At 63.7% G+C, this 23,996-nt stretch carries 23 protein-coding genes and 1 pseudogene; 15 read left to right on the forward strand and 9 right to left on the reverse strand.

Features of this window, described 5'->3' with window-relative positions:
* Nucleotides 1–72: 72 nt before the first annotated feature.
* Together EOA75_RS08120 and EOA75_RS08125 are read right to left on the reverse strand one after the other, a co-directional pair.
* Nucleotides 73–789 carry an SDR family oxidoreductase gene (locus EOA75_RS08120; RefSeq protein ID WP_127324033.1) on the reverse strand — a complete coding sequence of 239 codons (717 nt, stop codon included), beginning with the start codon at nucleotides 787–789 and terminating at the stop codon, nucleotides 73–75.
* On the reverse strand, nucleotides 786–1,631 hold the full coding sequence (locus tag EOA75_RS08125; protein WP_127324034.1) for an SDR family NAD(P)-dependent oxidoreductase: 846 nt from the start codon (nucleotides 1,629–1,631) through the stop codon (nucleotides 786–788). Before EOA75_RS08125 ends, EOA75_RS08120 begins: the two co-directional genes overlap by 4 nt.
* A 102-nt stretch (nucleotides 1,632–1,733) precedes the next feature.
* On the opposite strand from EOA75_RS08125, the gene EOA75_RS08130 reads away from it, so the two are divergent.
* Nucleotides 1,734–2,606: a helix-turn-helix transcriptional regulator gene (locus tag EOA75_RS08130; RefSeq protein ID WP_127324035.1), complete on the forward strand. Its 873-nt coding sequence runs from the start codon at nucleotides 1,734–1,736 to the stop codon at nucleotides 2,604–2,606.
* A gap of 12 nt (nucleotides 2,607–2,618) precedes the next feature.
* Here EOA75_RS08130 and EOA75_RS08135 read toward each other — a convergent pair whose 3' ends face one another.
* On the reverse strand, nucleotides 2,619–3,248 hold the full coding sequence (locus EOA75_RS08135) for a TetR family transcriptional regulator C-terminal domain-containing protein (RefSeq protein ID WP_127324036.1): 630 nt from the start codon (nucleotides 3,246–3,248) through the stop codon (nucleotides 2,619–2,621).
* A gap of 254 nt (nucleotides 3,249–3,502) precedes the next feature.
* Between EOA75_RS08135 and EOA75_RS08140 the strand changes: the two genes are divergently transcribed.
* The 4 genes from EOA75_RS08140 (at nucleotide 3,503) to EOA75_RS08155 (ending at nucleotide 8,049) form a co-directional block, all read left to right on the forward strand.
* Nucleotides 3,503–4,831 (forward strand): aspartate aminotransferase family protein, encoded by a 1,329-nt coding sequence (locus EOA75_RS08140; RefSeq protein WP_067328959.1) that lies wholly within the window; start codon nucleotides 3,503–3,505, stop codon nucleotides 4,829–4,831.
* Nucleotides 4,832–4,902: 71 nt separating this feature from the next.
* Nucleotides 4,903–6,153, forward strand: coding sequence for a Zn-dependent hydrolase (locus tag EOA75_RS08145; protein WP_127324037.1), 1,251 nt, complete (start codon nucleotides 4,903–4,905; stop codon nucleotides 6,151–6,153).
* Between the two features lie 64 nt (nucleotides 6,154–6,217).
* The gene (gene hydA, locus EOA75_RS08150; RefSeq protein ID WP_095824943.1) at nucleotides 6,218–7,669 is read left to right on the forward strand and encodes a dihydropyrimidinase; all 1,452 of its coding nucleotides are present in this window, start codon (nucleotides 6,218–6,220) and stop codon (nucleotides 7,667–7,669) included.
* A 2-nt stretch (nucleotides 7,670–7,671) separates the two neighbouring features.
* Nucleotides 7,672–8,049: a hypothetical protein gene (locus EOA75_RS08155; protein ID WP_164747316.1), complete on the forward strand. Its 378-nt coding sequence runs from the start codon at nucleotides 7,672–7,674 to the stop codon at nucleotides 8,047–8,049.
* 17 nt (nucleotides 8,050–8,066) lie between these two features.
* Here EOA75_RS08155 and EOA75_RS08160 read toward each other — a convergent pair whose 3' ends face one another.
* A complete protein-coding gene (locus EOA75_RS08160) occupies nucleotides 8,067–8,477 on the reverse strand; it encodes a cupin domain-containing protein (protein ID WP_170950346.1) in 411 nt (136 codons plus the stop codon).
* Nucleotides 8,478–8,587: 110 nt separating this feature from the next.
* Between EOA75_RS08160 and EOA75_RS08165 the strand changes: the two genes are divergently transcribed.
* From EOA75_RS08165 to EOA75_RS08185, 5 genes are all read left to right on the forward strand, one after another.
* Nucleotides 8,588–9,379 carry an ABC transporter ATP-binding protein gene (locus tag EOA75_RS08165; RefSeq protein WP_066990627.1) on the forward strand — a complete coding sequence of 264 codons (792 nt, stop codon included), beginning with the start codon at nucleotides 8,588–8,590 and terminating at the stop codon, nucleotides 9,377–9,379.
* Between the two features lie 361 nt (nucleotides 9,380–9,740).
* Complete coding sequence (locus EOA75_RS08170; RefSeq protein ID WP_127324038.1) at nucleotides 9,741–10,619, forward strand: ABC transporter permease; 879 nt, start codon at nucleotides 9,741–9,743, stop codon at nucleotides 10,617–10,619.
* On the forward strand, nucleotides 10,616–11,770 hold the full coding sequence (locus EOA75_RS08175) for an ABC transporter permease (RefSeq protein ID WP_127324039.1): 1,155 nt from the start codon (nucleotides 10,616–10,618) through the stop codon (nucleotides 11,768–11,770). Before EOA75_RS08170 ends, EOA75_RS08175 begins: the two co-directional genes overlap by 4 nt.
* A 39-nt stretch (nucleotides 11,771–11,809) precedes the next feature.
* Complete coding sequence (locus EOA75_RS08180; protein WP_067328975.1) at nucleotides 11,810–12,781, forward strand: ABC transporter substrate-binding protein; 972 nt, start codon at nucleotides 11,810–11,812, stop codon at nucleotides 12,779–12,781.
* Nucleotides 12,782–12,955: 174 nt separating this feature from the next.
* Nucleotides 12,956–13,402, forward strand: a complete 447-nt coding sequence (locus EOA75_RS08185; protein WP_066990644.1) for a CHRD domain-containing protein — start codon at nucleotides 12,956–12,958, stop codon at nucleotides 13,400–13,402.
* 51 nt (nucleotides 13,403–13,453) lie between these two features.
* Here the strand turns inward: EOA75_RS08185 and EOA75_RS08190 are convergent, their stop codons facing one another.
* The 3 genes from EOA75_RS08190 to EOA75_RS08200 are packed head-to-tail and all read right to left on the reverse strand — an operon-like array spanning nucleotide 13,454 to nucleotide 17,288.
* On the reverse strand, nucleotides 13,454–15,103 hold the full coding sequence (locus EOA75_RS08190) for a thiamine pyrophosphate-binding protein (protein ID WP_127324040.1): 1,650 nt from the start codon (nucleotides 15,101–15,103) through the stop codon (nucleotides 13,454–13,456).
* Entirely contained in the window at nucleotides 15,100–16,275 is a 1,176-nt protein-coding gene (locus EOA75_RS08195) for a CaiB/BaiF CoA-transferase family protein (RefSeq protein WP_127216755.1), read from the reverse strand. The genes EOA75_RS08190 and EOA75_RS08195 overlap by 4 nt, the downstream gene beginning before the upstream one ends.
* A 53-nt stretch (nucleotides 16,276–16,328) precedes the next feature.
* Nucleotides 16,329–17,288 carry an alpha/beta hydrolase gene (locus EOA75_RS08200; RefSeq protein ID WP_127245812.1) on the reverse strand — a complete coding sequence of 320 codons (960 nt, stop codon included), beginning with the start codon at nucleotides 17,286–17,288 and terminating at the stop codon, nucleotides 16,329–16,331.
* Between the two features lie 195 nt (nucleotides 17,289–17,483).
* Between EOA75_RS08200 and EOA75_RS08205 the strand changes: the two genes are divergently transcribed.
* The 4 genes from EOA75_RS08205 (at nucleotide 17,484) to EOA75_RS08220 (ending at nucleotide 22,346) form a co-directional block, all read left to right on the forward strand.
* Entirely contained in the window at nucleotides 17,484–18,494 is a 1,011-nt protein-coding gene (locus tag EOA75_RS08205; RefSeq protein WP_127216252.1) for a ribonuclease, read from the forward strand.
* A 156-nt stretch (nucleotides 18,495–18,650) separates the two neighbouring features.
* Nucleotides 18,651–20,300 (forward strand): energy-dependent translational throttle protein EttA, encoded by a 1,650-nt coding sequence (gene ettA / locus EOA75_RS08210; protein WP_067328984.1) that lies wholly within the window; start codon nucleotides 18,651–18,653, stop codon nucleotides 20,298–20,300.
* A 38-nt stretch (nucleotides 20,301–20,338) separates the two neighbouring features.
* A complete protein-coding gene (tam, locus tag EOA75_RS08215) occupies nucleotides 20,339–21,106 on the forward strand; it encodes a trans-aconitate 2-methyltransferase (RefSeq protein ID WP_127216251.1) in 768 nt (255 codons plus the stop codon).
* A 118-nt stretch (nucleotides 21,107–21,224) separates the two neighbouring features.
* The gene (locus EOA75_RS08220; protein ID WP_127324041.1) at nucleotides 21,225–22,346 is read left to right on the forward strand and encodes a beta-ketoacyl-ACP synthase III; all 1,122 of its coding nucleotides are present in this window, start codon (nucleotides 21,225–21,227) and stop codon (nucleotides 22,344–22,346) included.
* A 6-nt stretch (nucleotides 22,347–22,352) separates the two neighbouring features.
* On the opposite strand, the gene EOA75_RS08225 is transcribed toward EOA75_RS08220, so the two are convergent.
* The gene (locus EOA75_RS08225; RefSeq protein ID WP_095802402.1) at nucleotides 22,353–22,919 is read right to left on the reverse strand and encodes an isoprenylcysteine carboxylmethyltransferase family protein; all 567 of its coding nucleotides are present in this window, start codon (nucleotides 22,917–22,919) and stop codon (nucleotides 22,353–22,355) included.
* 179 nt (nucleotides 22,920–23,098) lie between these two features.
* On the opposite strand from EOA75_RS08225, the gene EOA75_RS08230 reads away from it, so the two are divergent.
* The gene (locus EOA75_RS08230; RefSeq protein WP_164747317.1) at nucleotides 23,099–23,728 is read left to right on the forward strand and encodes a molybdenum cofactor sulfurase; all 630 of its coding nucleotides are present in this window, start codon (nucleotides 23,099–23,101) and stop codon (nucleotides 23,726–23,728) included.
* A gap of 70 nt (nucleotides 23,729–23,798) precedes the next feature.
* Here the strand turns inward: EOA75_RS08230 and EOA75_RS08235 are convergent.
* A pseudogene (locus tag EOA75_RS08235) lies at nucleotides 23,799–23,996 on the reverse strand (branched-chain amino acid transferase); the annotation flags it as partial.

The raw sequence follows: 23,996 nt of genomic DNA on the forward strand, positions 1-23,996 counted from the left end.
GTCTGGTATGCGGTCGTCGCCGGGCTGATGGTGCTGGCCTTCCTGCCCGGCCTCTTTTTCCAATTGATCCATTCAGGCGGCGAAGCGCAGGCCGCCGTCGCAGGTCAGCACCTGGCGGGTCATGAAACCGTTGGACACCAGGAAGGCGATCGCGTCGGCGACGTCCTCGGCGCGGCCGATACGGCCGACCGGCGTCTTTCCGGCGTACTCGGCAAAGACCGCCTGCCGCTCTTCGCCCGATAGAAAATCCCACCAGGGCGTATCGATGACGCCGGGGGCCACGACGTTGACGCGCAGCGGCTTCAGTTCAACGGCCAGGATCGGGACTACGGTCAAAAGCATGCCGTTGATGGCGCCGATGCCGGCAATGCCGGGTGCTGCGATCTGCGCCGAGACGGCCGAAATGAAAGTGACCGATCCGGCTTTGTTCAAGGTCGGCAGGGCCGCTTGCAAGCAGCCTCGCTGCGGCTTGATCTTCTCGTCGACGCCGCCGCCGATGTCGGCAAGGTCGAGGGTCGCGAACGGCCCAAGGCCCTTGCCGCCGCTTGCGGCGAGAACGAGATGATCGAATGGGCCGAGACCATCGAAGAAGTGCCGGACCGCGTCCGGCTTGGTCGCGTCGAAAGCGGCCTTGCCGACGGTGCCGCCGAGGCTCTTCCAGGCGTTGTTCAGCTTGTCCTCGCTGCGGCCGGTGATCGTCACCTTCATCGCGGGGCTGAGCAGCCGTTTGGCTGTGGCAAGGCCAATGCCAGACGAGCCGCCGATGATGACGCAATGTTCGATGCTCATGAATGCTGTTCCTTGGATGTCGCGGAAGATTGTCCGGTCAGTTCGAGGCTGAGCGCCCGCAACCGGCTGCGGGCTTTTTCGTCATAGGCCTGGGCATCGGCGCGCGCTTCCCGCTGGCCATCGAAATAGAGGCCGCTGCGCCCTTCGAGCGCCGGAGATATTGCCAAGTTGAGGATCGCGTCGGCGCCGGTCTCGACCGAGCTCCACGGTGTGATGCCGGCCTGCCGGACCATGGTGGTATCCATGTAGCTTGCCGGATGGAGTGCATTGACGGTGACGCCGCTGCCTTCGAGCTGCTCGGCCAGATCGATGGTGAACAAGATCTGCGCCAGCTTGCTCTGGCAATAGGCGCGCACGCCGCTATAGCCGCGGGCCAGATTGATATCGTCGAAATCGATCGCCTGCTGGCCGGCGGAGGCGACATTGACGATGCGCGCCGGCGCGCTTGCCTTCAGCAAGGGCAAAAGCTCCGACGACAGCAGGAAGCCTGCGAGATAGTTTACGGCGAAGCGCATTTCGTAGCCGTCGGCGCTCACTTGCCTTTTTGCGCCTTCGCCGCCCGTGCCGACGCCGGCATTGCTGATCAATATGTCGAGCCGGTCGGTTCCTGCCCGCACGGCGCCGGCAAGGCGGCGCACTTCGGCGAGCGACGAAAGATCCGCAAGCAGAAATTCGGCGTTGCCGCCCTCGGCTTCGATGGCAGCGACTGTCGCCTTGGCGCGAGTTTGGTCGCGGCCATGTACCAGCACGCGGGCGCCGGCAGCGCCGAGCCTTTCAGCGACCACGCGGCCAACCCCGTCGGTCGAGCCGGTGACGAGAACGGTCTTATTCTTAAGTTCCATGTTCAGAGCCTCCTTATGCTGCTCTGAACGCAAGATGGGGCGCGGCGCGCAGGCCAAACAGTTCAAATTTTATCCTGGTATCGATACTGCTATAATAGCTGCATGGATGCCGTGCCCCATTCCCCTGACGACAGCCGCCGCCGCGAGCTCGGCGCTTTCCTGCGCTCGCGCCGGGAGCGGCTCTCGCCTGCCGACATTGGGATTGCGAGCGGCGCCAGGCGGCGTACGCCCGGGCTGAGGCGCGAGGAAGTGGCGATGATCGCCGGCGTCGGTACCACCTGGTACACCTGGCTGGAGCAGGGGCGGGACGTGCGGCCCTCGGTCGAGGTGCTGACCGCGCTCTGCGAGGCGCTGCGCCTGGACGCCGTCGAGAAGCGGCATCTGTTCATCCTTGCCGGCCGCCAGCAGCCGGAGCAGCGCACGGCGACGTCTGAAAAGGTCGACGCCACACTGCTGCACATGCTGGGGAGCCTCGTCCTGCAGCCGGCTTATGTGGTTGGCCGGCGTTGGGATGTGCTCGCCTGGAATCCGGCGGCGGTCGCCTTGTTCGGCGACTATGGCCTGCTGGAGGGCGATGCCCGCAACATCGTCCATCTGGTGTTCACAAGCCCGCAGCACCGCCGGCTGCTGGTCGACTGGGACGCGCTTGCCCGCATGGTGCTCGCTTCGTTTCGCGCGGAGAGCGCCAAATATGTCGGCGATCCGGATTTCGAGCGGCTGATCGCGCTGATGATGCGCTCAAGCCCGGAGTTCCGTGATTGGTGGCCGCGGCGGGACGTGGCGAGAAGGCTGACGGGCGTGAAACATGTCCGCCATCCCACAGCCGGCCCGATGGCTTTCGAGCATATGAGCCTGTCGATCGACGACGGCTCAGACATGCGGCTGATCGTCTACACGCCGTTGCCCGAGCAGAATACGATCGCCAAGCTCAAGAAGCTGCTGGAAGAGAAGCCCCCCGAGCGGCGCAGCGCCTGATCTTCGCCCGACCTAAGCTTTCGGCTTCAGCCCATCGAGGAACAGTTGCTCCAGGAACCGGGCAGCATCCTCGAAGCGGCCGTCGCCGCCGCGGTCGGGGCCGAGCACGGCGCGCACCTGGACGTCGAAATCGGCGTAATGCTGCGTCGTCGCCCAGATCGAGAAGATCAGATGCCAGGGGTCAGTGCGGGCGATCTTGCCGGCGCGCATCCAGCCCTTGATGACGGCGGCCTTCTCCTCGACCAGCGTTTTCAGCTCGCCCTCCAGCATCGGCATGATGCGCGGCGCGCCCTGCAGGATCTCGTTGGCGAAGAGCCGGCTTTCGCGTGGAAAATCGCGCGCCATGTCGAGCTTGCGGCGGATGTAGCTTCTGAGCTCGGTCATCGGATCGCCGATATCGTCAAGCTCGCGGAGCGGCGCCAGCCAGGTGTCCAGCAGCCGCTGCATCAATGTCTCGTGAATGTCCTCCTTGCGGCGGAAGTAATAGAGAAGGTTCGGCTTCGACATGCCGGCGGCTTCGGCAATCTGGTCGATGGTCGAGCCGCGAAAACCGTTGGCGGAGAAGACTTCCAGCGCGGCTTCCAGGATGAGCTCGCGCTTTTCCTGCTGGATGCGGGTGCGGCGTGGAGCTGAGCCTTCCATCCTGTCCGTCATCCTTGCCGGCTGCTGCCGTGTGGGCACTCTGGACCAATTCTCTGGACCAGTTTTTCTCCGAGCCGTGGAGCGCGCTTTCGATGCCGCATTTCCGTTAGTAGTCCCTTGACCGCCGACAGGGCGGTGCTAACGTTTGTCCAACCGGTCAAAATTTTGCGTAGCACGAAAACGCAACGAAGACCAAGCCTTGGGAAGACCAAGCGTTAGCGCACAGAAACAGGTTACAAGGGGAAATCTTGGTCATGTCCAACCGGCTGAAAGTCACGCCGAACGATCTCAGCGCATTCTGGATGCCGTTCACGGCAAACCGGCAGTTCAAGCAGGCGCCGCGCATGTTCGTGTCCGCCAAGGACATGCACTACACGACGAGCGATGGCCGCAAGGTGCTCGACGGCACTGCAGGCCTCTGGTGCGTCAACGCCGGCCACTGCCGGCCGAAGATCACCGAGGCCATTCAGCAGCAGGCCGCCGAACTCGACTATGCGCCGGCCTTCCAGATGGGCCACCCGATCGTCTTCGAACTGGCGAACCGCCTGGTCGATATCGCGCCGAAGGGCATGGACCATGTGTTCTTCACCAATTCCGGTTCGGAGTCGGTCGAGACCGCGTTGAAGATGGCGATCGCCTATCACCGTGTCCGAGGCGAGGGCTCGCGCACCCGGCTGATCGGCCGCGAGCGCGGCTATCACGGCGTCAATTTCGGCGGCATTTCGGTCGGGGGGATCGTCGCCAACCGCAAGATGTTCGGCACGCTGCTCGGCGGCGTCGACCATCTGCCGCACACCCATCTGCCGGAGAAGAATGCCTTCTCGAAGGGCGTGCCTGAGCACGGCGCCGAATTGGCGAACGAGCTGGAGCGTCTCGTCACCCTGCATGACGCCTCGACCATCGCGGCGGTCATCGTCGAGCCGGTCGCAGGCTCGACCGGCGTCATCCTGCCGCCGAAAGGCTACCTGCAGAAGCTTCGAGAAATCTGCACCAAGCACGGCATATTGTTGATCTTCGATGAAGTGATCACCGGCTTCGGCCGTCTTGGCGCGCCATTCGCCGCCGATTATTTCGGCGTCACGCCGGATATCATGACGACGGCCAAGGGCGTCTCCAACGGCGTCATCCCGATGGGCGCGGTTTTCGTGAAGAAGGAAATCCACGACGCCTTCATGAACGGCCCGGAGCACATGATCGAGTTCTTCCACGGCTACACCTATTCGGGCAATCCGATCGCCTGCGCCGCGGCTCTCGGCACTTTGGACACTTACAAGGAAGAAGGCCTGCTAACCCGCGGCGAGGAGCTGGCGCCTTACTGGGAAGACGCGCTGCATTCGTTGAAGGGCGAGCCGCATGTCATCGACATCCGCAATATCGGCCTGATCGGCGCGATCGAGCTGGCGCCGATCGCCGGTAGCCCGACCAAGCGGGCCTTCTCGGCCTTTGTCAAAGCGTTCGAACGCGGCGCGCTGATCCGCACAACCGGCGACATCATCGCGCTGTCGCCGCCGCTGATCATCACCAAGGGCCAGATCAACGAACTGATCGACCATGTTCGCGATGTTCTGCGCTCGATAGACTAACTGCTCAAACCGCTCGGGCGGCGACGGGAACCGCCGCCCGACCGGAGACCTGAAATGAGAGGACACTTTGAATGGCCGCCCCCGGCGAGAATCTGCGAATCAATTCAGACCGTTTGTGGGATTCCATCATGGAGATGGCGAAGATCGGCCCCGGCATCGCCGGGGGCAACAATCGCCAGACGCTGACCGATTCCGACAAGCAAGGCCGCGAACTGTTCAAGTCTTGGTGCGACGAGGCCGGGCTCACGATGGGCGTGGACCAGATGGGCACCATGTTCATGACGCGGTCCGGCACCGATCCGGACGCGCTGCCGATCTATGTCGGTTCCCATCTCGATACACAGCCCACCGGCGGCAAATATGACGGCGTGCTCGGCGTGCTCTCTGGCCTCGAGGTCGTGCGCTCGCTCAACGATCTCGGCATCAAAACCAAACATCCGATCGTCGTCACCAACTGGACGAACGAGGAGGGAGCCCGTTTCGCGCCGGCCATGCTCGCCTCCGGCGTGTTCGCAGGCGTTCACACGCAGGACTATGCCTATGCCCGCAAGGATCTCGACGGCCTGAGCTTCGGCGACGAGCTGAAGCGGATCGGTTGGGTCGGCGACGAGACGGTCGGCGCGCGTAAGATGCACGCCTATTTCGAGTACCATATCGAGCAGGGGCCCATCCTCGAGGCCGAGAACAAGCAGATCGGCGTGGTGACCCACTGCCAGGGCCTGTGGTGGCTGGAATTCACGCTGACCGGCAGGGAGGCGCATACCGGCTCGACCCCGATGAACATGCGCGTCAATGCGGGGTTGGCCATGGCCCGCATCCTGGAGATGGTGCAGACGGTCGCGATGGAGAACCAGCCTGGCGCTGTCGGCGGTGTAGGCCAGGTGAAGTTCTCGCCCAACTCCCGCAACGTGCTGCCGGGCACGGTGATCTTCACTGTCGATATCCGCTCGCCCGATAAGGCGAAGCTCGACGGCATGCGCGCGCGCATCGAGAAGGAGGCGCCGAATATCTGCGAGCCGCTCGGCGTGAAATGCGCCGTCGAGGCGGTCGGCCATTTCGATCCGGTGACCTTCGATCCGACGCTGGTCGGCCGTGTCCGCACCGCCGCCGAGAAGCTGGGCTACAGCCATATGAACATCATCTCCGGCGCCGGCCACGACGCCTGCTGGGCGGCCAAGGTCGCGCCGGCGACCATGGTCATGTGTCCCTGTGTCGGCGGGCTCAGCCACAACGAGGCCGAGGACATCTCCAAGGAATGGGCGGCGGCAGGCGCCGATGTGCTGTTCCACGCGGTGGTCGAGACGGCAGGAATCGTCGAATGACCGAATAGAAATCACCTCGAAAAAGCCGCTCGCAAAGAAGCGTGAAAAGATCAGGGGAACGGATATGACCAAAGTCATCAAGAACGGCACCATCGTCACCGCCGACCGCACGTGGAAAGCCGACGTGCTGATGCAGCACGGCAAGATCATCGCCATCGGCTCGAACCTGCATGGCGATCACGAGTTCGACGCCACTGGCTGCTATGTCATGCCGGGCGGCATCGATCCGCACACCCATCTCGAAATGCCCTTCATGGGCACCTATTCGGCCGACGATTTCGAATCCGGCACGCGCGCGGCGCTTTCGGGCGGCACGACCATGGTCGTCGATTTCTGCCTGCCGGCGCCGCAGCAGTCGCTGCTGGAGGCGCTGCAGATGTGGGACAACAAGACCTCGAAAGCTGCCTGCGACTATTCCTTCCACATGGCGATCACCTGGTGGGGCAAGCAGGTCTTCGACGAGATGGCCACCGTCGTCGACAGGGGCATCACCTCGTTCAAGCACTTCATGGCCTACAAGGGCGCGCTGATGGTCGACGACGACGAGATGTATTCCTCGTTCCAGCGCTGCGCCGATCTCGGCGCGCTGCCGCTGGTCCATGCCGAAAATGGCGACGTGGTCGCGGCACTCTCGCAGAAGCTGCTTGCCGCCGGCAATAACGGCCCCGAGGGGCATGCCTATTCGCGTCCGCCCGAAGTGGAAGGCGAGGCGACAAACCGCGCCATCATGATCGCCGACATGGCGGGCGTGCCGCTCTATGTCGTGCACGTCTCCTGCGAGCAGAGCCATGAAGCCATCCGCCGGGCACGCCAGAAGGGCATGCGCGTCTATGGCGAGCCGCTGATCCAGCACCTGACGCTCGACGAGAGCGAATATTTCAACAAGGACTGGGACCATGCGGCGCGGCGCGTGATGAGCCCGCCTTTCCGCAGCAAGTGGCACCAGGATTCGCTATGGGCAGGCCTGCAGGCCGGATCGCTGCAGGTGGTGGCGACTGACCACTGCTCCTTCACCACCAAGCAGAAGCGCAACGGCGTCGGCGACTTCACCAAGATCCCGAACGGCACCGGCGGCCTCGAGGATCGTTTGCCCGTGCTTTGGACCAGCGGCGTCAACACCGGCCGGCTGACGATGAACGAGTTCGTCGCGGTGACCTCGACCAACATCGCCAAGATCCTCAACATGTATCCGAAGAAGGGCGCGATCGTCGAAGGCGCGGATGCCGACATCGTGGTCTGGGACCCGAAGCGCAAGAAGACGATCACGGCCAAGAACCAGCAGTCGGTGATCGACTACAACGTCTTTGAGGGTTTCGAGGTGACAGGGCTGCCGCGCTTCGTCTTTTCGCGCGGCGAACTGTCGATCGAAGAAGCGGACGTCAAGGCCAAGGTCGGGCACGGGGAGTTCGTGGCGCGCGAACCGAACGCCGCTGTCAACCGCGCGCTTTCGACCTGGAAGGAGATCAGCGCACCGCGCAAGGTGGAGCGCACGGGCATTCCGGCGACCGGAGTTTGAGCGTGCGCGCAACTCACCTTCTGACCGGGGCAGCCGTGCTGCTGGCCGCCGGCCAAGCTTTCGCCGCCGGCATCGATCTCTCCAAGCCCTGGGGCAACAAATCCGGCTGCATCAACAAGAACGGCCAGGAGGTCTATGCCGAGGACATGCTGCTGTTGACCAGCGAGGCGTTCGTCACGGTCGCCAGCGCCTGCACCTTTACCGACAAGAGACCCCAGGCGAATGGCTCCCTTGTGGTGACGGCGCAGTGCGAGGCGGAAGGCGAGGAGGGGCAGACGCCGGCCCAGTTCATCATCAAGCGCAGCGCCAAGAACGCCAAGAGACTGGTGATCGCCGACAAGGACGGCAACGCGATGGCAGAAGTCTCCCGGTGCAAATGACGGCGGTCCCGTCGACCTCAGGCAACCAACGCATCCAGTTCCGGCATCAGGACCACGCTTTCCTGCTCGTTGGGATCGGTGCGGGCGATGACCGCCGAAGAGGGCGCTCCGCTCAGATTGGCGGGCAGATGCGGCACGCCCGCCGGAATGTAGAACAGGTCGCCGGCCTTGACGACTTCGTGATGCTCGAGCCGGTCGCCATACCAGGTGTGGACCTCGCCGGAGAGCACATAGATCGCGGTCTCGTGGTTCTCATGCATATGCGCCTTGGCGCGGGCGCCGGGCGGCATGGTGAGAAGATGCATACAAATGCCGGAGGAGCCGACGGTTTCGGCGGCTATACCGGCGAAATAGCTCAAGCCTTGCTTGCCTTCATAAGTGCTTTCAGGGCGAATAAGGTGGCATGTGGGTTTAGGCGACATCGGCAAGGCTCCGGGCGTCGATCAAGTGGGACTGGACGAGTGGAAAGCAAGGCAATCGTAAAATCAACCGGATTCCGGCCGGCGCGGCAGCGGCTGCGAAAGACAGGTTTCTGCCGATGAGCGGACAGTCGCCAGCCGTCGTTTCGGCAAGCAAGCTCGGCCTCACCTTCCAGACCAATGACGGTCCGGTGCAGGCGCTGTCCAATGTCGATCTCACCATCGGCAAGGGTGAGTTCGTCTCCTTCATCGGCCCCTCCGGCTGCGGCAAGACAACCTTGCTGCGCGTCATCGCCGATCTGGAGAAGCCGACCTCGGGAACGATCTCCGTCAATGGGATTTCGCCGGAGCAGGCGCGCGAGAAGCGGGCTTACGGCTATGTCTTCCAGGCGGCGGCGCTGTTTCCTTGGCGCACAATCGAGCGGAATGTGGCGCTGCCGCTGGAAATCATTGGCCTCAGCCAGGCCGAGCAGGCGGAACGCATCAAGCGAACCCTCGAACTCGTCAACCTCTCCGGCTTCGAGAAGAAGTATCCCTGGCAGCTGTCCGGCGGCATGCAGCAGCGCGCCTCGATCGCGCGCGCGCTCGCCTTCGACGCCGATTTGCTTTTGATGGACGAGCCGTTCGGCGCGCTCGACGAGATCGTGCGCGATCATCTGAACGAACAGCTTCTCGAACTCTGGGATTCGACCAACAAGACGATCTGCTTTGTCACTCACTCGATCCCCGAGGCGGTCTATCTGTCGACCCGCATCGTGGTGATGTCGCCGCGGCCGGGCCGCGTCACCGACGTGATCGAATCCACCTTGCCCAGGAAGCGGCCGCTCGACATCCGCGAGACGCCGGAATTCCTGGCGATCGCCGCGCGCGTGCGCGACGGGTTGAGGGCGGGGCACAGCTATGATGATTGAGGGTGCTTGCCAGCGGACGGACACCCGCTGCTTCGACATCCTGGGGCGGAGCAAGCGCGAAGCCGCGCGCGTGGCGGGAACCGACCGCCGTGATTTCGTTATCCTAGGGTGGAGCGACGCGAAGCGGAGCGCAGACCCTAGGATCCATGCCGTGACGTCGACCGAAGGCCGTAAGCGGCTCAGAATACCCGACGAGCTGAGCGCGGCGCAGGGAGCCGCATTCTGCGCCACAGCGGAGCGTCGAGATAACGGCATGGATCCTAGGGTCCGCGGCGGGCCGCTTCGCTCCTTGCTCCGCCCTATGATGACGAAAAACGCGCAGCGCCGCGTGCTGCCGTTGCGCCGGGGGAAGGCCTGCTAAATGGACTCCATCCGTTCCAAGATCATCCCGGTCACCTCAATCCTCGCCGGCGTGGTGGTGCTCTGGTATGTCTTCGCCGTCATCCTCAATGCGCCGTTCCAGCGCGATCTCGACGCCAGAGCCAACGAAACCCCCGGCACGGTCGAATTCATCGGCAAGACATGGTCGCAGCCGAAGCCGACGCTGCCGGCGCCGCACCAGGTGGCGGTGAACTTCTTCGAGAACACCTTTCTGCGCGGCATCACCTCGAACCGCAGCCTTGTCTACAATGCCTGGGTGACGCTGTCCTCGACGCTGCTCGGCTTTGCTTTCGGCACGGCGCTCGGCATCGTGATCGCCGTCGGCATCGTGCATGTGACGACGCTCGACCGCAGCCTTATGCCGTGGATCATCGCCTCGCAGACCATTCCGATCCTGGCGGTGGCGCCGATGATCATCGTGGTGCTGGCGGCCATCGGCATCACCGGGCTGATCCCGAAGGCGCTGATCTCGACCTATCTGTCGTTCTTCCCGGTTGCGGTCGGCATGGTGAAGGGATTGCGCTCGCCCGAGCTCATGCATCTCGACCTGATGCACACCTATAATGCCAGCGCCTCGCAGACCTTCTGGAAACTGCGCGTGCCGGCCTCGGTGCCGTTCCTGTTCACGTCTATGAAGGTGGCGGTAGCGGCGAGCCTGGTCGGCGCCATCGTCGGCGAATTGCCGACGGGTGCTGTCGCCGGCATCGGCGCGAAGCTGCTTTCCGGCGCCTACTACAGCCAGACGATCGACATCTGGTCGGCGCTGGTCGCGGGCTCGGTGGTTGCCGCGCTTCTGGTCATGGTGGTCGGCATCGCCGGCCGCCTCGTCGACCGCGCCATGGGCGGCAGGCCGGCATGACCTGGCTCAAACCATCCTGGCAAGCGGTGCTGGCGATCCTTCTTTGCGTCGTCGCCTTCGCGCTCGGCGCGATGTCGACACCGGAAGCGGCTGCGCTGGCCGAGCCTGCCGCGACGGTTGCCTACCCATATATGGGCACCAAAGGTCTCATCCTCGGATTGCTGCTGATCGCGGCGCTGGTTTCGACGGTGAGACTCGCGCCACTTGTCGAAGCCGTTGTCTTGTTCGTCGGCGCCCATGTCGCAGCGTGGCTTCTGGTCAAGGGCATTGGAGGCTTCGAGGGCACGGCACTGGCGCCGTACTTTCTGGTTCTCGCAGCCGCCTGGTTGCTTGCCTGGCGCTGCGTCGCCCTGTTGTCCTCGTTACGGCCTGCAGCCAGCGGGGCCAAAACGGCGCTACGGCTGATCATTCCGGCGATCTTCGGCGCCTGGATCCTGATCATCTGGGAAGCGGTGACGCGCGGCGCCGGCATTCCCTTCATCCTTTTGCCGCCGCCGAGCGCCATCGGCGCGCGCATCGCCAACTCGCTGCCGATCCTGGGATCGGACGTGCGGCAGACGATCTTCAAGGCGGTGCTGATCGGCTACATCGTCGGCAACCTCGCCGGCTTCGTTGTCGCCATCCTTGCCGACCGTGTGCCGTTCCTCAGGCGCGGGCTGCTGCCGATCGGGAACATGGTGTCGGCGCTGCCGATCATCGGCGTCGCGCCGATCATGGTGATGTGGTTCGGCTTCGACTGGCCGTCCAAGGCGGCGGTCGTGATCATCATGACCTTCTTCCCGATGCTGGTGAACACCGTCGCGGGGCTTGCCGCCTCCGGCCACATCGAGCGCGATTTGATGCGCACCTATGCGTCGGGCTACTGGCCAACCTTGCTGAAGCTGCGGCTGCCGGCGGCAATGCCGTTCATCTTCAATGCGCTGAAGATCAACTCGACGCTGGCGCTGATCGGCGCCATCGTCGCGGAGTTCTTCGGCACGCCCGTGGTCGGCATGGGATTCCGCATTTCGACGGAAGTCGGGCGGATGAACATCGACATGGTCTGGGCCGAAATCGCAGTTGCAGCACTGGCGGGTTCGGTCTTTTATGGCGTGGTCGCTCTTGTCGAGAGAGCCGTCACGTTTTGGCATCCCTCTGTCCGTGGTGGATAGGGGCGGTGGGTTTGGGTGCTAACTTCAGAGGGTAAAAACATGAAAAGACTGGTAATTTCTGCTCTGGCCGGGGCGATGTCGCTGGCCGCTTTCCAAGCGATGGCGGCCGACAAGGTGACGCTGCAGCTGAAATGGGTCACGCAGGCCCAGTTCGCCGGCTACTACGTCGCCAAGGCCAAGGGCTTCTACGAGGCCGAAGGGCTCGACGTCGACATCAAGCCGGGCGGGCCGGATATCGCGCCCGAGCAGGTGATCGCCGGCGGCGGCGCCGATGTGATCGTCGACTGGATGGGCGGCGCGTTGGCCGCCCGTGAAAAAGGCGTGCCGCTGGTCAACATTGCCCAGCCGTTCAAGAAAGCCGGCATGGAGCTGGTCTGCCCCAAGGACGGCCCGATCAAGACCGAAGCCGACTTCAAGGGCCACACGCTCGGCGTCTGGTTCTTCGGCAACGAGTACCCGTTCTATGCCTGGATGAACAAGCTCGGCCTCAAGACCGACGGCGGCAAGGACGGTGTCACCGTGCTGAAGCAAAGCTTTGACGTTCAGCCGCTGATCCAGAAGCAGGCGGACTGCATTTCGGTCATGACCTATAACGAGTACTGGCAGCTGATCGACGCCGGCTACAAGCCGGAGCAGCTCATCGTCTTCAACTATTCGGCCATGGGCAACGACCTGCTCGAGGACGGCCTCTACGCGCTGGAGAACAAGCTCAAGGATCCGGCCTTCGAGGACAAGATGGTGCGCTTCGTGCGCGCCTCGATGAAGGGCTGGAAATACGCCGTCGACAATTCGGATGAGGCGGCCGAGATCGTCATGGATAATGGCGGCCAGGACGAGAACCATCAGAAGCGCATGATGGGCGAAGTCGCCAAGCTGATCGACAATGCCGACGGCAAGCTCGATCCGGCCACCTATGAGCGCACCGCCAAGGCGCTGCTCGACCAGAAGATCATCGCCAAGGAGCCGTCGGGCGCCTACACGACCGCGATCACCGACAAGGCGATCAAGTAAGGTTGACCTCGCCAGTCGAGACTTAACGGGGGCGGGTGACCGCCCCTTTTGCTTGGCTGTGGTAAAATATCCGTGTGCAGGGATACAAGCGGCCTGCCAACCGTTGCAGTGGGGCATCCGCGCGCCGGGGGAGCCGCGGCGGGGCGGATGCGCGCCAGCCAAGGAGGTTCTCCAATGCGCATCCAATCATGGCCGATGCTTTCGGCCTTTGCTGTCTCGACTGCTTTGCTGCTCGCATCTCCGGCCTTGGCCGAAACTGTGAAGTACAATGCGACGCTCGACGGTAGCCAGCAGAGCCCGCCCGTCACCACCAAAGGCAAGGGAACCGCCACATTCACCTTCGACACCGCCAAGAAGAAGCTCAGCTGGAACGTCAAATATTCCGGCCTCAGCGGACCTGCGACGGCTGCTCACATTCACGGGCCGGCCGCGTCGGGTGAAAACGCACCTCCGGTGATCCCATTCAAGAAGCTCAAGAGCCCGATCAAGGGATCGGCGACGCTGACCGACGCGCAGGCGGCCGACCTCGAGGCCGGCAAGTACTACGTCAACGTCCACACCAAGGCGAATCCGGACGGCGAGATCCGCGGCCAGATCGAGAAAGCCGGCGGATCGATGTAGCGGAGTTTCCTCAGGCAGCAGCGAGGGGGGCGACCGCCTCGTTCTGCCGGATCAGGACTTGTCGCGTATCTGTGTCAGCGTGCGGGTCGGCGTGATGGCTTCGGGATCGAGCCTGATCTCGACGATCGCCGGCTTGCCGCTGGCGCGTGCGCGTTCGAAGGCCGGAGCGAAGTCTTCGGTCCTTTCGACGGTCTCGCCATGGCCGCCATAGGCGCGGGCGAGGGCGGCGAAATCCGGGTTCTTGAGGTCGGTCGCCACGACGCGGCTCGGATATTCCCGCTCCTGATGCATGCGGATCGTGCCGTAAATGCCGTTGTTGACGACGACCACGATGATCGGCAGGTCGTATTGCACGGCGGTCGCGAACTCCTGGCCGTTCATCAGAAAACAGCCGTCGCCGGCAAAAGCGATGACCTCGCGATCCGGGTACAGGGCCTTGGCCGCGACCGCGGCCGGCGTGCCGTAGCCCATCGAGCCGGAAGTCGGCGCCGCCTGCGTGGCGAAGCGGCGGAAGCGATGGAAGCGATGCACCCAGGTGGCGTAGTTGCCGGCGCCGTTGGTGAGGATGGCGTCTTCCGGCAGCGCCTTTTCCAGATAGGTCATGATCGGCCCCATCTTGACGGCGCCGGGGCCGGTCTGAGGCGGCGTCGACCATTCGAGATAGGCGGCATGCAGCTTTGCCGTCTCCGCCGCCCATCCGGGCGCGGCCGGACCTTTGCGTCTGGCGAAGGCTCGCACGAAGGCGGCGGGGGAGGCGTTGATCGCCAGGGTCGGCCGATAGACGCGGCCAAGCTCGCCGGCGTCGGCGTGGACATGCACCAGCATCTGGTCCGGGTATGGGCTTTTCAACAGCGTATAGTCCGAGGACGGCATCTCGCCCATGCGGCCGCCGATGAGCAGCACCAGGTCTGCCTGCCTGATCGCTGCAGCCAGCTTCGGATTGATGCCGATGCCGACATCGCCGGCATAGTTCGGATGCAAGTGGTCGAACAGCATCTGGCGGCGGAAGGAGCAGCCGACCGGCAGTGACCAGGCCTCTGCGATACGGGTGACGTCCTGAACCGCTTGAATATCCCAGCGCGTGCCGCCCAGGATGGCAATTGGCCGTCTGGCGGCATTGAGCAGGGCCTCAAGCCGGTCGATTTCGGCTTCACCAGGGCTTGTTTCGACCAGCGTATGAGCCAGCGCCATTGGGGCCTCGACCTCGCTGGTCAGCATGTCCTCGGGCAGCGAGATGACGACTGGGCCAGGGCGGCCCGACGTCGCCACCGCGAAGGCGCGGGTGACGAATTCCGGGATGCGTGAGGCATCGTCGATCTCAACCACCCATTTGGCGATGTCGCCGAAGAAGCGCTTGTAGTCGACCTCCTGAAAAGCCTCGCGCTCCTTGGCGTGACTGGCGACCTGGCCGATGAACAGGATCAGCGGCACCGAATCCTGCATGGTGATATGAATGCCGGCCGAAGCGTTGGTGGCGCCGGGGCCGCGGGTGACAAAGCATATGCCGGGCTTGCCGGTCAGGCGCCCCTGGCAGTCGGCCATCATCGCCGCTCCGCCTTCCTGACGGCAGACGATGGTGCGGATCGGCGAGTCATGCAGCGCGTCGAGCACTGCCAGATAGGATTCGCCTGGAACGCAGAAGATGCGGTCGGTGCCGTTCGCTTGGAGCGCCTCGACGATCAATCGTCCGCCCGTTTTCATTTTGCTGCTCTCTCCAGTTCGGCAAGGATTTCCTCAGTGTGCTCGCCGAGACGCGGCGAGGGGCGCTCATAGACGAGCGGCGTGCCGGACATCACCATCGGCGCACGTACCGTAGGCAGCAAATTGCCATGACCGTCGTCCAGGTCGAGCCGCATGCCGCGCGCGATCGTCTGCGGGTCGGCGAACATCTGGCCGATCGTGTTGATCGGGCTTGCCGGCACGCCGGCCGCCTCTAGCTTCGCCAGCAGCGGATCGCGATCCCACGTGCTCAGCGTCTCGATGATCTGTTCGCGCAGCTTTGCGCGATTGGCGACGCGCGCCGGATTGGTGGCGAAATCCGGATTGGCTGGCAGATCGGTGAGGCCGACCGCTGCGCAGAACTTGGTGAATTGTCCGTCATTGCCGACCGCGAGGATGATATGGCCGTCCTTGACCGGCAGCACCTCGTAAGGCGCGATGTTCATATGCGCGTTGCCCATCTGCACGGGCGACTTGCCCGAGACCAGATAGTTGAGGTTCTGGTTGCCGAGCGCCGAGATCTGGCTGTCGAAGAGCGCCATGTCGATATGCTGGCCTTCACCGGTCCTTTCTGCATGGCGAAGCGCCGCCTGGATGGCGATCACCGAATAAAGCCCAGTGAACAGGTCGGAGATGGCGACGCCCGCCTTCTGCGGCTCGCGGCCGACCTCGCCGGTGATCGACATCATGCCGGCCATCGCCTGGATGATGAAATCGTACCCAGCGCGGGGCGCGTAGGGCCCGTCCTGGCCAAAACCGGTGATTGAGCAATAGACGAGACGCGGGTTGATCCTCTTCAGGCTTTCATAGTCGAGCCCGTATTTCTTGAGACCGCCAAGCTTGAAGTTCTCGATCAGCACGTCGGCCGTGGCGACGAGGCGGCGGAGCGTGTCGGCGCCCTCGGGCTTGGAGAAATCGATGGCGACCGAGCGCTTGCCGCGATTGCAGGAATGATAGTACGCCGCCGAAAGGTTCTCGCCGTCATGGCTCATGACGAAGGGCGGGCCCCATTTGCGGGTGTCGTCGCCGCCGTGCGGGCTCTCCACCTTGATGACATCGGCGCCGAGATCGGCGAGCAGCTGCCCGGCCCAGGGGCCTGCCAGGATGCGGGCGAGTTCGATGACGCGGATGCCTTTCAGCGGGGGTTCAGCCATGGATCACCGTGAGTGGTCGAAAGCGCAGCGTCTACCAACAGAGGTCGCCCCTGTCACGACCCATGCAATGGGCCAATGCCGCTAGAGTTCAGCGTATGATCCGCCCAGGCGGCGAAATCATTCATGATGATGTCGCGGTTGACCTCGTTCAGGCTTTCGTGGCGGGTGTCGGCGTAAATCTTTGAAACCAGATTCGAAAAGCCCATTTTGTCCATCCGCCGGGCAAGGTGGTGAACCGCTTTGCCGTGGTCCGATGCCGGATCCTTCCCGCCGCCGATCAGATTGACGAAGAGGTCGCGGCGCACGCCGGCGAAGCTAGAATCCCTGCCGGCGTAGAGCGCCAGGTTGACCACATCGCGCCACATGGAGACCGAGGCATCCCAGCCGCAGAGCGGGTCAGCGATGTATTTGTCGACCTCGACCGGATCACGCGACAGCCAGTCGAACAAGGTCCGGTGATTGGGTACGGCCTTGCCCCAGGCCTGGAAGGTCAGCTTGGGCAGCAGCCGAGATGGCACGTCGGAGCCCAGCCGCATCCTTTCCCAGCCCAGGATGGCCAGGGCCAGCCGGCCGAGCAGGCCTTGCGAGAAATTGCCGTTCCAGATTGCGGCGGCATGGACGCGATCGGAATGGCGGAGCACGAAATTCAGCGCGATCGAGGCGCCGAGCGAGTGTCCAAAAGCGATGACCGGCAATCCCGGATGTTCAACGGCGATCAGATCATGCACCGCGCCGACATCGGCAATCACCTTGGCGATGCCGTCGGTATCGGCGAACCGGCCGAGCGGCGCATCGGGCGCCTTTGTCGCGCCATGGCCGCGATGGTCATGGGCGTAGACATGGAAGCCGCGCGCGCCGAGGAAGTCGGCAAAGCGGGCGTAACGCGCCGCATGCTCGGCCAAGCCGTGATTGATCTGGATGACGGCGCGCGGGGATAGTTGCGCATGTTTCACATAGAGGTTGAGGTCGGCCCCGGTCGGTGAGGCCAGCCTGGTCTGCTTGTCGAATGGCATGTCTCGCTCCCTTGGCGACTGATGGGCGAGGGCTTCGGCTGCGTCAAGAGTGCGAGATCCTTTCGAGCCTATGGAGTGCGCTTATCGCTCTCCTGGGGATTATTTTCGCGCGACGACAAAGATCGCAATTCTGACACGTCGCCTGTTCTAATGTGGCGAATCCGATACGGTTCGATGATCGCCGGGAGAGCGGGAATGCGGGTTTGGGCAGTATGGGGTTCGGTTGTTCTGGCCCTGGTTGGCGCCGGCGCGGCTCAGGCCGATGTGAGGATGAGCGGCACCTTCGTGGCCGACAGCGCCTGTCCGGCAACGCAAGCCATCAGGAGCGGCAAGAACTCCGGCAACGTGTCTACCGAAGCGGGACAGACCTATCAGCTTCTGGCAGGCAACAAGGACGAGCCCACCCATTATCTCATCCAGGTTCCTGGCGCCGATCCGGAGCGACGCTGGGTGAAGATCGGCTGCGGTCATGTCACCGGCAGCAGCGCGTCCGCCACGCCCTCGCCGGCCGATCCGATGAAGCCGTCGCAACCTGGTTCCGGCAAGCCTGAATATGTGTTCGCGCTGAGCTGGCAGCCCGCATTCTGTGAGACCAAGGCCAACAAACCCGAATGCAAGGCGCAGAATCCCAACGAATTCGACGCTTCGCACTTCACGCTGCATGGGCTGTGGCCGCAGCCGAACGGCAATTTCTATTGCCAGGTGTCGGCGGCCGACAAGGCCAACGACAATCCCGCGCATTGGGGGGATTTGCCGCCCGTCGAACTCGACGTCAACACGCGCGCCGAGCTCGACCAGATGATGCCGGGCACGGCGTCCAAGCTGGAGCGCCATGAATGGATCAAGCACGGCACCTGCTACGGCAAGAGCCAGCAAGAGTATTTCTCCGACGCGCTCAATCTGATGCGCGCGGTGAACGCCTCGCCGGTGCGCGATCTCTTTGTCAAAAACATCGGCAAGCAGCTGACATCGGAGCAGATACGCAATGCCTTCGACCAGGCCTTCGGCAAGGGCGCCGGCGACCGCGTGCGCGTCTCCTGCCTTGTCGATCCGTCGAGCGGAAGGCGGTTGATCGGCGAGCTGACGCTCGGTCTCTCCGGTCCGATCGCCCCCGACAGCAAGCTCGCCAGCCTGCTGATCGCCTCGGCGCCGACGAGCAAGGCGGGCTGCCCGAAGGGCATGGTGGACGCGATAGGGTTTCAATAGGGCGCGTGCCAGGCCCGGATCTGGCCGCCGAACCGAGCATGATTGCCGGCTGGTGAAGATCGCGGCGTGCCGAAAGCGATTGCCGTTCGGCGCTTCATCGCCTACATAGCGCGCAACTCCACCCAATTCGACAGTTCAGTTTCAGGGAAAGCGCGCGTGGCTCGCCAGTTCATCTATCACATGTCAGGCCTGTCGAAGGCCTACGGCACCAAGAAGGTGCTCGATAACATCCACCTGTCCTTCTATCCGGACGCCAAGATCGGCATCCTCGGCCCCAACGGTTCGGGCAAGTCAACCATCCTGCGCATCATGGCCGGGCTCGACAAGGAGTTTCAGGGCGAGGCGTGGCTGGCCGAAGGCGCGACCGTGGGCTACCTCGCTCAGGAGCCGCAGCTCGACAACAGCAAGACCGTGCGTGAAAACGTCATGGACGGCGTCGCCAGGAAGACCGCCATCATCGAGCGCTATAACGAGCTGATGATGAACTATTCCGACGAGACGGCGGACGAGTCGGCCAAGCTGCAGGACGAGATGGACCGGCTGAACCTGTGGGATCTCGAGCAGCAGGTCGAGATGGCGATGGACGCCCTGCAGTGCCCGCCGGCCGATTCCGAAGTGACCAACCTCTCGGGCGGCGAGCGGCGCCGCGTGGCGCTCTGCCGGCTGCTTCTCGAGCAGCCCGACCTTTTGCTGCTCGACGAGCCGACCAACCATCTCGACGCCGAGACCACGCAATGGCTGGAAAAGCACCTGCGCGACTATCCGGGCTCGGTGCTGATCATCACACACGACCGCTACTTCCTCGACAACGTCACCGGCTGGATTCTCGAGCTCGACCGCGGCCGCGGCATTCCCTACGAGGGCAACTACACCAAATATCTGGATGCCAAGGCCAAGCGCCTGATCCAGGAAGGGCGCGAGGACGACGCCCGCCAGAAGGCGATCTGGCGCGAGCGCGAATGGATCCAATCCTCGCCGAAGGCGCGCCAGACCAAGTCCAAGGCGCGCATCAAGGCCTACGAGGAATTGGTCGAGCAGTCGCAGAACCGCAAGCCGACCGACACGCAGATCGTCATCCCGTCGAGCGAGCGCCTCGGCAATGTCGTCATCGAGGTCGAGGGCCTCAACAAGGGCTTTGCCGACGAGCTTTTGATCGAGGATCTGTCGTTCAAACTGCCGCCGGGCGGTATCGTCGGCGTCATCGGCCCGAACGGTGCCGGCAAGACGACGCTGTTCAGGATGATCACCGGCCAGGAAACACCGGATGCCGGCTCGATCCGCAAGGGCGAGACTGTGAAGCTCGGCTATGTCGACCAGAGCCGCGACGCGCTCGACCCGAACAAGACGGTTTGGGAAGAGATCTCGGGCGGCGCCGAGGTCATCAAGCTCGGCAAGCACGAGGTCAACAGCCGCGCTTACTGCTCGTCCTTCAACTTCCGCGGCGGCGACCAGCAGCAGAAGGTCGGCAATCTTTCCGGCGGCCAGCGCAACCGCGTGCATCTGGCCAAGATGCTGAAGGGCGGCGGCAATGTGCTGCTGCTCGACGAACCGACCAACGATCTCGACACCGAAACGCTGGGCGCGCTTGAAGATGCGCTCGAAGCCTATGCCGGTTGCGCGGTGATCATCAGCCACGACCGCATGTTCCTCGACCGCATGGCGACCCACATGCTCGCCTTCGAGGGCGACGCGCATGTCGAATGGTTCGAAGGCAACTTCGAGGAATATGAGAAGGACAAGCTGCGCCGCCTGGGCGCGGAGGCGGCAACCCCGCACCGCATGACGCACAAGCGGCTGACGCGGTAGCAAAGTCCATGAGCGGCGAACAAATATGAGGCTCTGAAATGGCTGACTGGTCCGCCGCCCAATATCTGAAGTTCGAGGACGAGCGCACGCGGCCCGCGCGGGACCTGGCAGCACAAGTTCCGGTCGATTTCCCGCGCCGCGTCGTCGATATCGGCTGCGGTCCGGGCAACTCGACGGAGCTGCTGGTCGAGCGCTGGCCGGATGCGGAGGTCAGCGGCTTCGACACCTCACCCGACATGATCGAGAAGGCGAAGGCGCGGCTGCCCAACGTCAATTTCGAGCTAGCCGATGCTTCCGCCTGGCAGCCGGCACAGCCCGTCGACGTGATCTTCGCAAACGCGGTCTTTCAATGGCTGCCGGAGCATCCGGCGGTGTTCCAGCAGCTGATCGGGCTGCTCGCGCCGGGCGGCGCCTTGGCCATCCAGATGCCCGATAATCTTGGCGAACCCTCGCATCGGTTGATGCGCGACACCGCGGCCGAGATGCCGTTCTCGGCCAAGCTCAGGAGCGCCGCCCGCGCGCCGCTGCCCCCGGTTTCCTTCTACTACGATCTTCTGTCGCCGCTCGCCGATCGCGTGGATATCTGGCACACGATCTACAATCATCCGTTGGCCAATGCCGAAGCGATCGTCGAATGGGTCAAGGCGACGGGGTTGAAGCCGTTCCTCGATCCGCTCGACGCGGACGAGAGAAAGACATTCCTCGAAAGCTACACCGCAAAGATCGCAAAGGCCTATCCGAAGACGGCGACCGGCAAGGTGCTGCTGCGCTTCCCGCGCATCTTCATCATTGCCAAGCGGGCCTGACCGTTTCCGGTCAACTCATCGCGATAGCCGGAACTGCGATTTAGGCTGGCATAAACCGGCCAAATGCGACAAGGGTAGCGCGCTCCGGCACAAAGGCCGTGCCTCGGACGGATTGGACATGCATCGCGTCATCATCAGCGGCATCGGCGCCGAAATCCCCGAGCCTGTCATCACCAATGAAGAGCTGGTCGAAAGCTTCAACAGCTGGGTCGACACCGAGAATGCGCGCCGCGCCGTCACAGGCGCGACGCTGCTGCAGAAGTCGGACAGCGACTTCATCGTCCATGCGTCGGGCGTGCAGACCCGCCATGTGATCGAACGCGAAGGCATCCTCGATCCAACCCGCATGGCGCCGCGCATTCCGGCCCGGCCGGACGACGCGCTGTCGCTGCAGGCGGAGTTCGGCATCGCTTCGGCCAAAAAGGCCATCGCCCATGCCGGCGTGGAAGGCTCGGATATCGATCTGGTGATCTGCTCGGCCTCGCATCATCAGCGGCCTTATCCGGCGATCGCCATCGAGATGCAGCAGGCCCTGGGCACCAATGGCGCCGGCTTCGACATGGGGCTCGGCTGCTCTTCCGCCGCGGCGGCGCTGCACATCGCGGTCAACCTGGTCAGGGCAGGGGCGCACAAGCGCATCCTGGTGTCGACGCCCGAAATCATCACCGGCCATCTCAACTTCCGCGACCGGCAGACGCATTTCATCTTCGGCGACGCCTCGGTCGCCATGATCGTCGAAGGGCTCGACCAGGGCGAGAAGCGGCCGGGACGCTTCGAGGTGCTCGACACGCGCACTTGGACGCAAATGTCGAACAACATCCGCACCAATTTCGGCTACCACACCCGCACTGCCCAGGACGATCCCTACCAGATCAACCTCGAGGGCAATCTGATCAAGCAGGTCGGCAACAAGGTGTTCAAGGAAGTCACGGTCGCGGGCCACAAATTCATCGTCGAGTTCCTGGCCGAGCATGGTCTGGCGCCGCAAGGCATCCGCCGCTTCTGGCTGCATCAGGCCAATGCGCGCATGAATGCGATGATCCTGAAACTCGCCTTCGGCCATGATGTCGACCATGACCGCGCGCCGATGGTGCTGGAGCGGCTCGGCAACACGGCGGGCGCCGGCGCCATCGTGGCACTGTCCGAAAATCATGCGGACATGAAGGCCGGCGATTTCGGCCTGCTCTGCGCCTTCGGCGCAGGCTATTCGATCGGCGGCGCGCTGCTGAGGATGTTGTAAACCGGCTCAGGCGGGAACGAACGGCACCAGCATCGGCACGCGCCTGGCATAGTCGTCATAGGCGGGGCCGAGCTCGCCGCGCAGGAAGCTCTCTTCCAGCCTGGCCTTGACGACGATGCCGACGAGCAGCAGGGCAGCGCCGGCAACACCCCAGACAGTGCCCTTGGCTGCCATGGTGGCGAGGATCGACACCAGCAGGCCGGTGTAGATCGGGTGGCGGACCAGCCGATAGGGACCGCTGTCGACCACGCGGTGATCGGCTTTGGCGGTGACGGTGCCCGACCACAGCCGACCGAGATGCAAGCGCGCCCACCAGGCGAAAGCGATGCCGATCGCGATCAGGGCGACGCAGATCCAGCCCTCGGCAAGCGTCGGCGTCCACAGCCGCAATCGGCCGACATGGCCGTGCGCCGGCGCGAACAGCAGAAAGGTGCCGGCCAGCCAGAGAACCCGGTAACGGGCCTCAGCCTTGAAGTCCGCGCGCTTTTGCGCTGGATCGGCCCACGCGGCGGCCAGCACCCAAGACACCACCCAGGCCAACCAGAGCGCGGCGATCGCATGTTGAACCTGCATGATCTGAACCCTCCCAAGTTCGCGCCGCCATTTACGCCGCCGGCGCGGCGGCAATGCGGCGGAATGTGAAAGCGTGCGGCATCTTCAGGTAAGAAAGTCGTGATCGCCATCAAGCGCTGTGATCGGATCATCAGCGCTTTCGACTGGACCGAGTAGCCGAGCGTCTCTAGACCAACGCTATGCAGGAAATGAACCTAGAGCTTTTTCCGTCGGCGGAGCCGACGGCCGACATCGTCGCCGGCCGCAAGCTGACAGCATTGGCAGCGGCACTCTATGCCGCGCAGTCCGATCATTTCGAGACAAGGCCCGTGGACGAATTGCGCCTTGGCTTCGACGGGATCGAGGGTGACTTCCATGCCGGCGCGACGCGGCGCTCCGGCGGGCGCGAGCCCTGGTACCCGCGCGGCACCGAAATGCGCAACGAGCGGCAATTGTCGCTCGTCGCCGCGGATGAGCTCGCCATCGTCGCCCACTGCATGGGCCTCGAGGAGATCAAGGCGGAATGGATCGGCGCCAACCTGATGATCGAAGGCCTGCCGCATCTTTCGATGCTGCCGGCGGGGTCGCTGTTGTTCTTCAAGGGCGGCGTGACGATCAAGATCGACGGCCAGAACAAGCCCTGCCGGGTCGCCGGGCAATCGATCGCCGAACATGTCAACGCGGCGGATCGCGACGCGACGGTCTTGCTGTTTCCGAAGACGGCGAAGAGGCTGCGCGGTCTGGTCGCCTGGGTCGAAAAACCCGGCATCATCAGGACCGGCGAAGAGATTTCGGTGCGGGTGCCGGAGCAGTGGATCTATCGCGCGTGATCGGGCTTCGGCTTTGGATATCGCCGGTTCAAGTCTCGCTCTGAGTGAACTGTTGGAGTGGCTTTGGTCGTCATCCGTAGCGCACTGCGCTCGACCAAGCCGGATCCTCGTGCTTTTGCCAGTAGAGGCGCATCAGACGCTCAGTGATCGCCCCGACCTTGCCATCGGCAACCGGAGCGCCGTCGATCATCGTGACGGGCATGATGCCGCCGGCCGTCGAGGTGATGAAGACTTCGTCGGCTGACTTGAGCGCCGCCACGCTGATATC

Origin of the sequence: Mesorhizobium sp. M1A.F.Ca.IN.022.07.1.1, assembly GCF_003997575.1 — a bacterium.
In the GTDB taxonomy this organism is placed as follows: domain Bacteria; phylum Pseudomonadota; class Alphaproteobacteria; order Rhizobiales; family Rhizobiaceae; genus Mesorhizobium.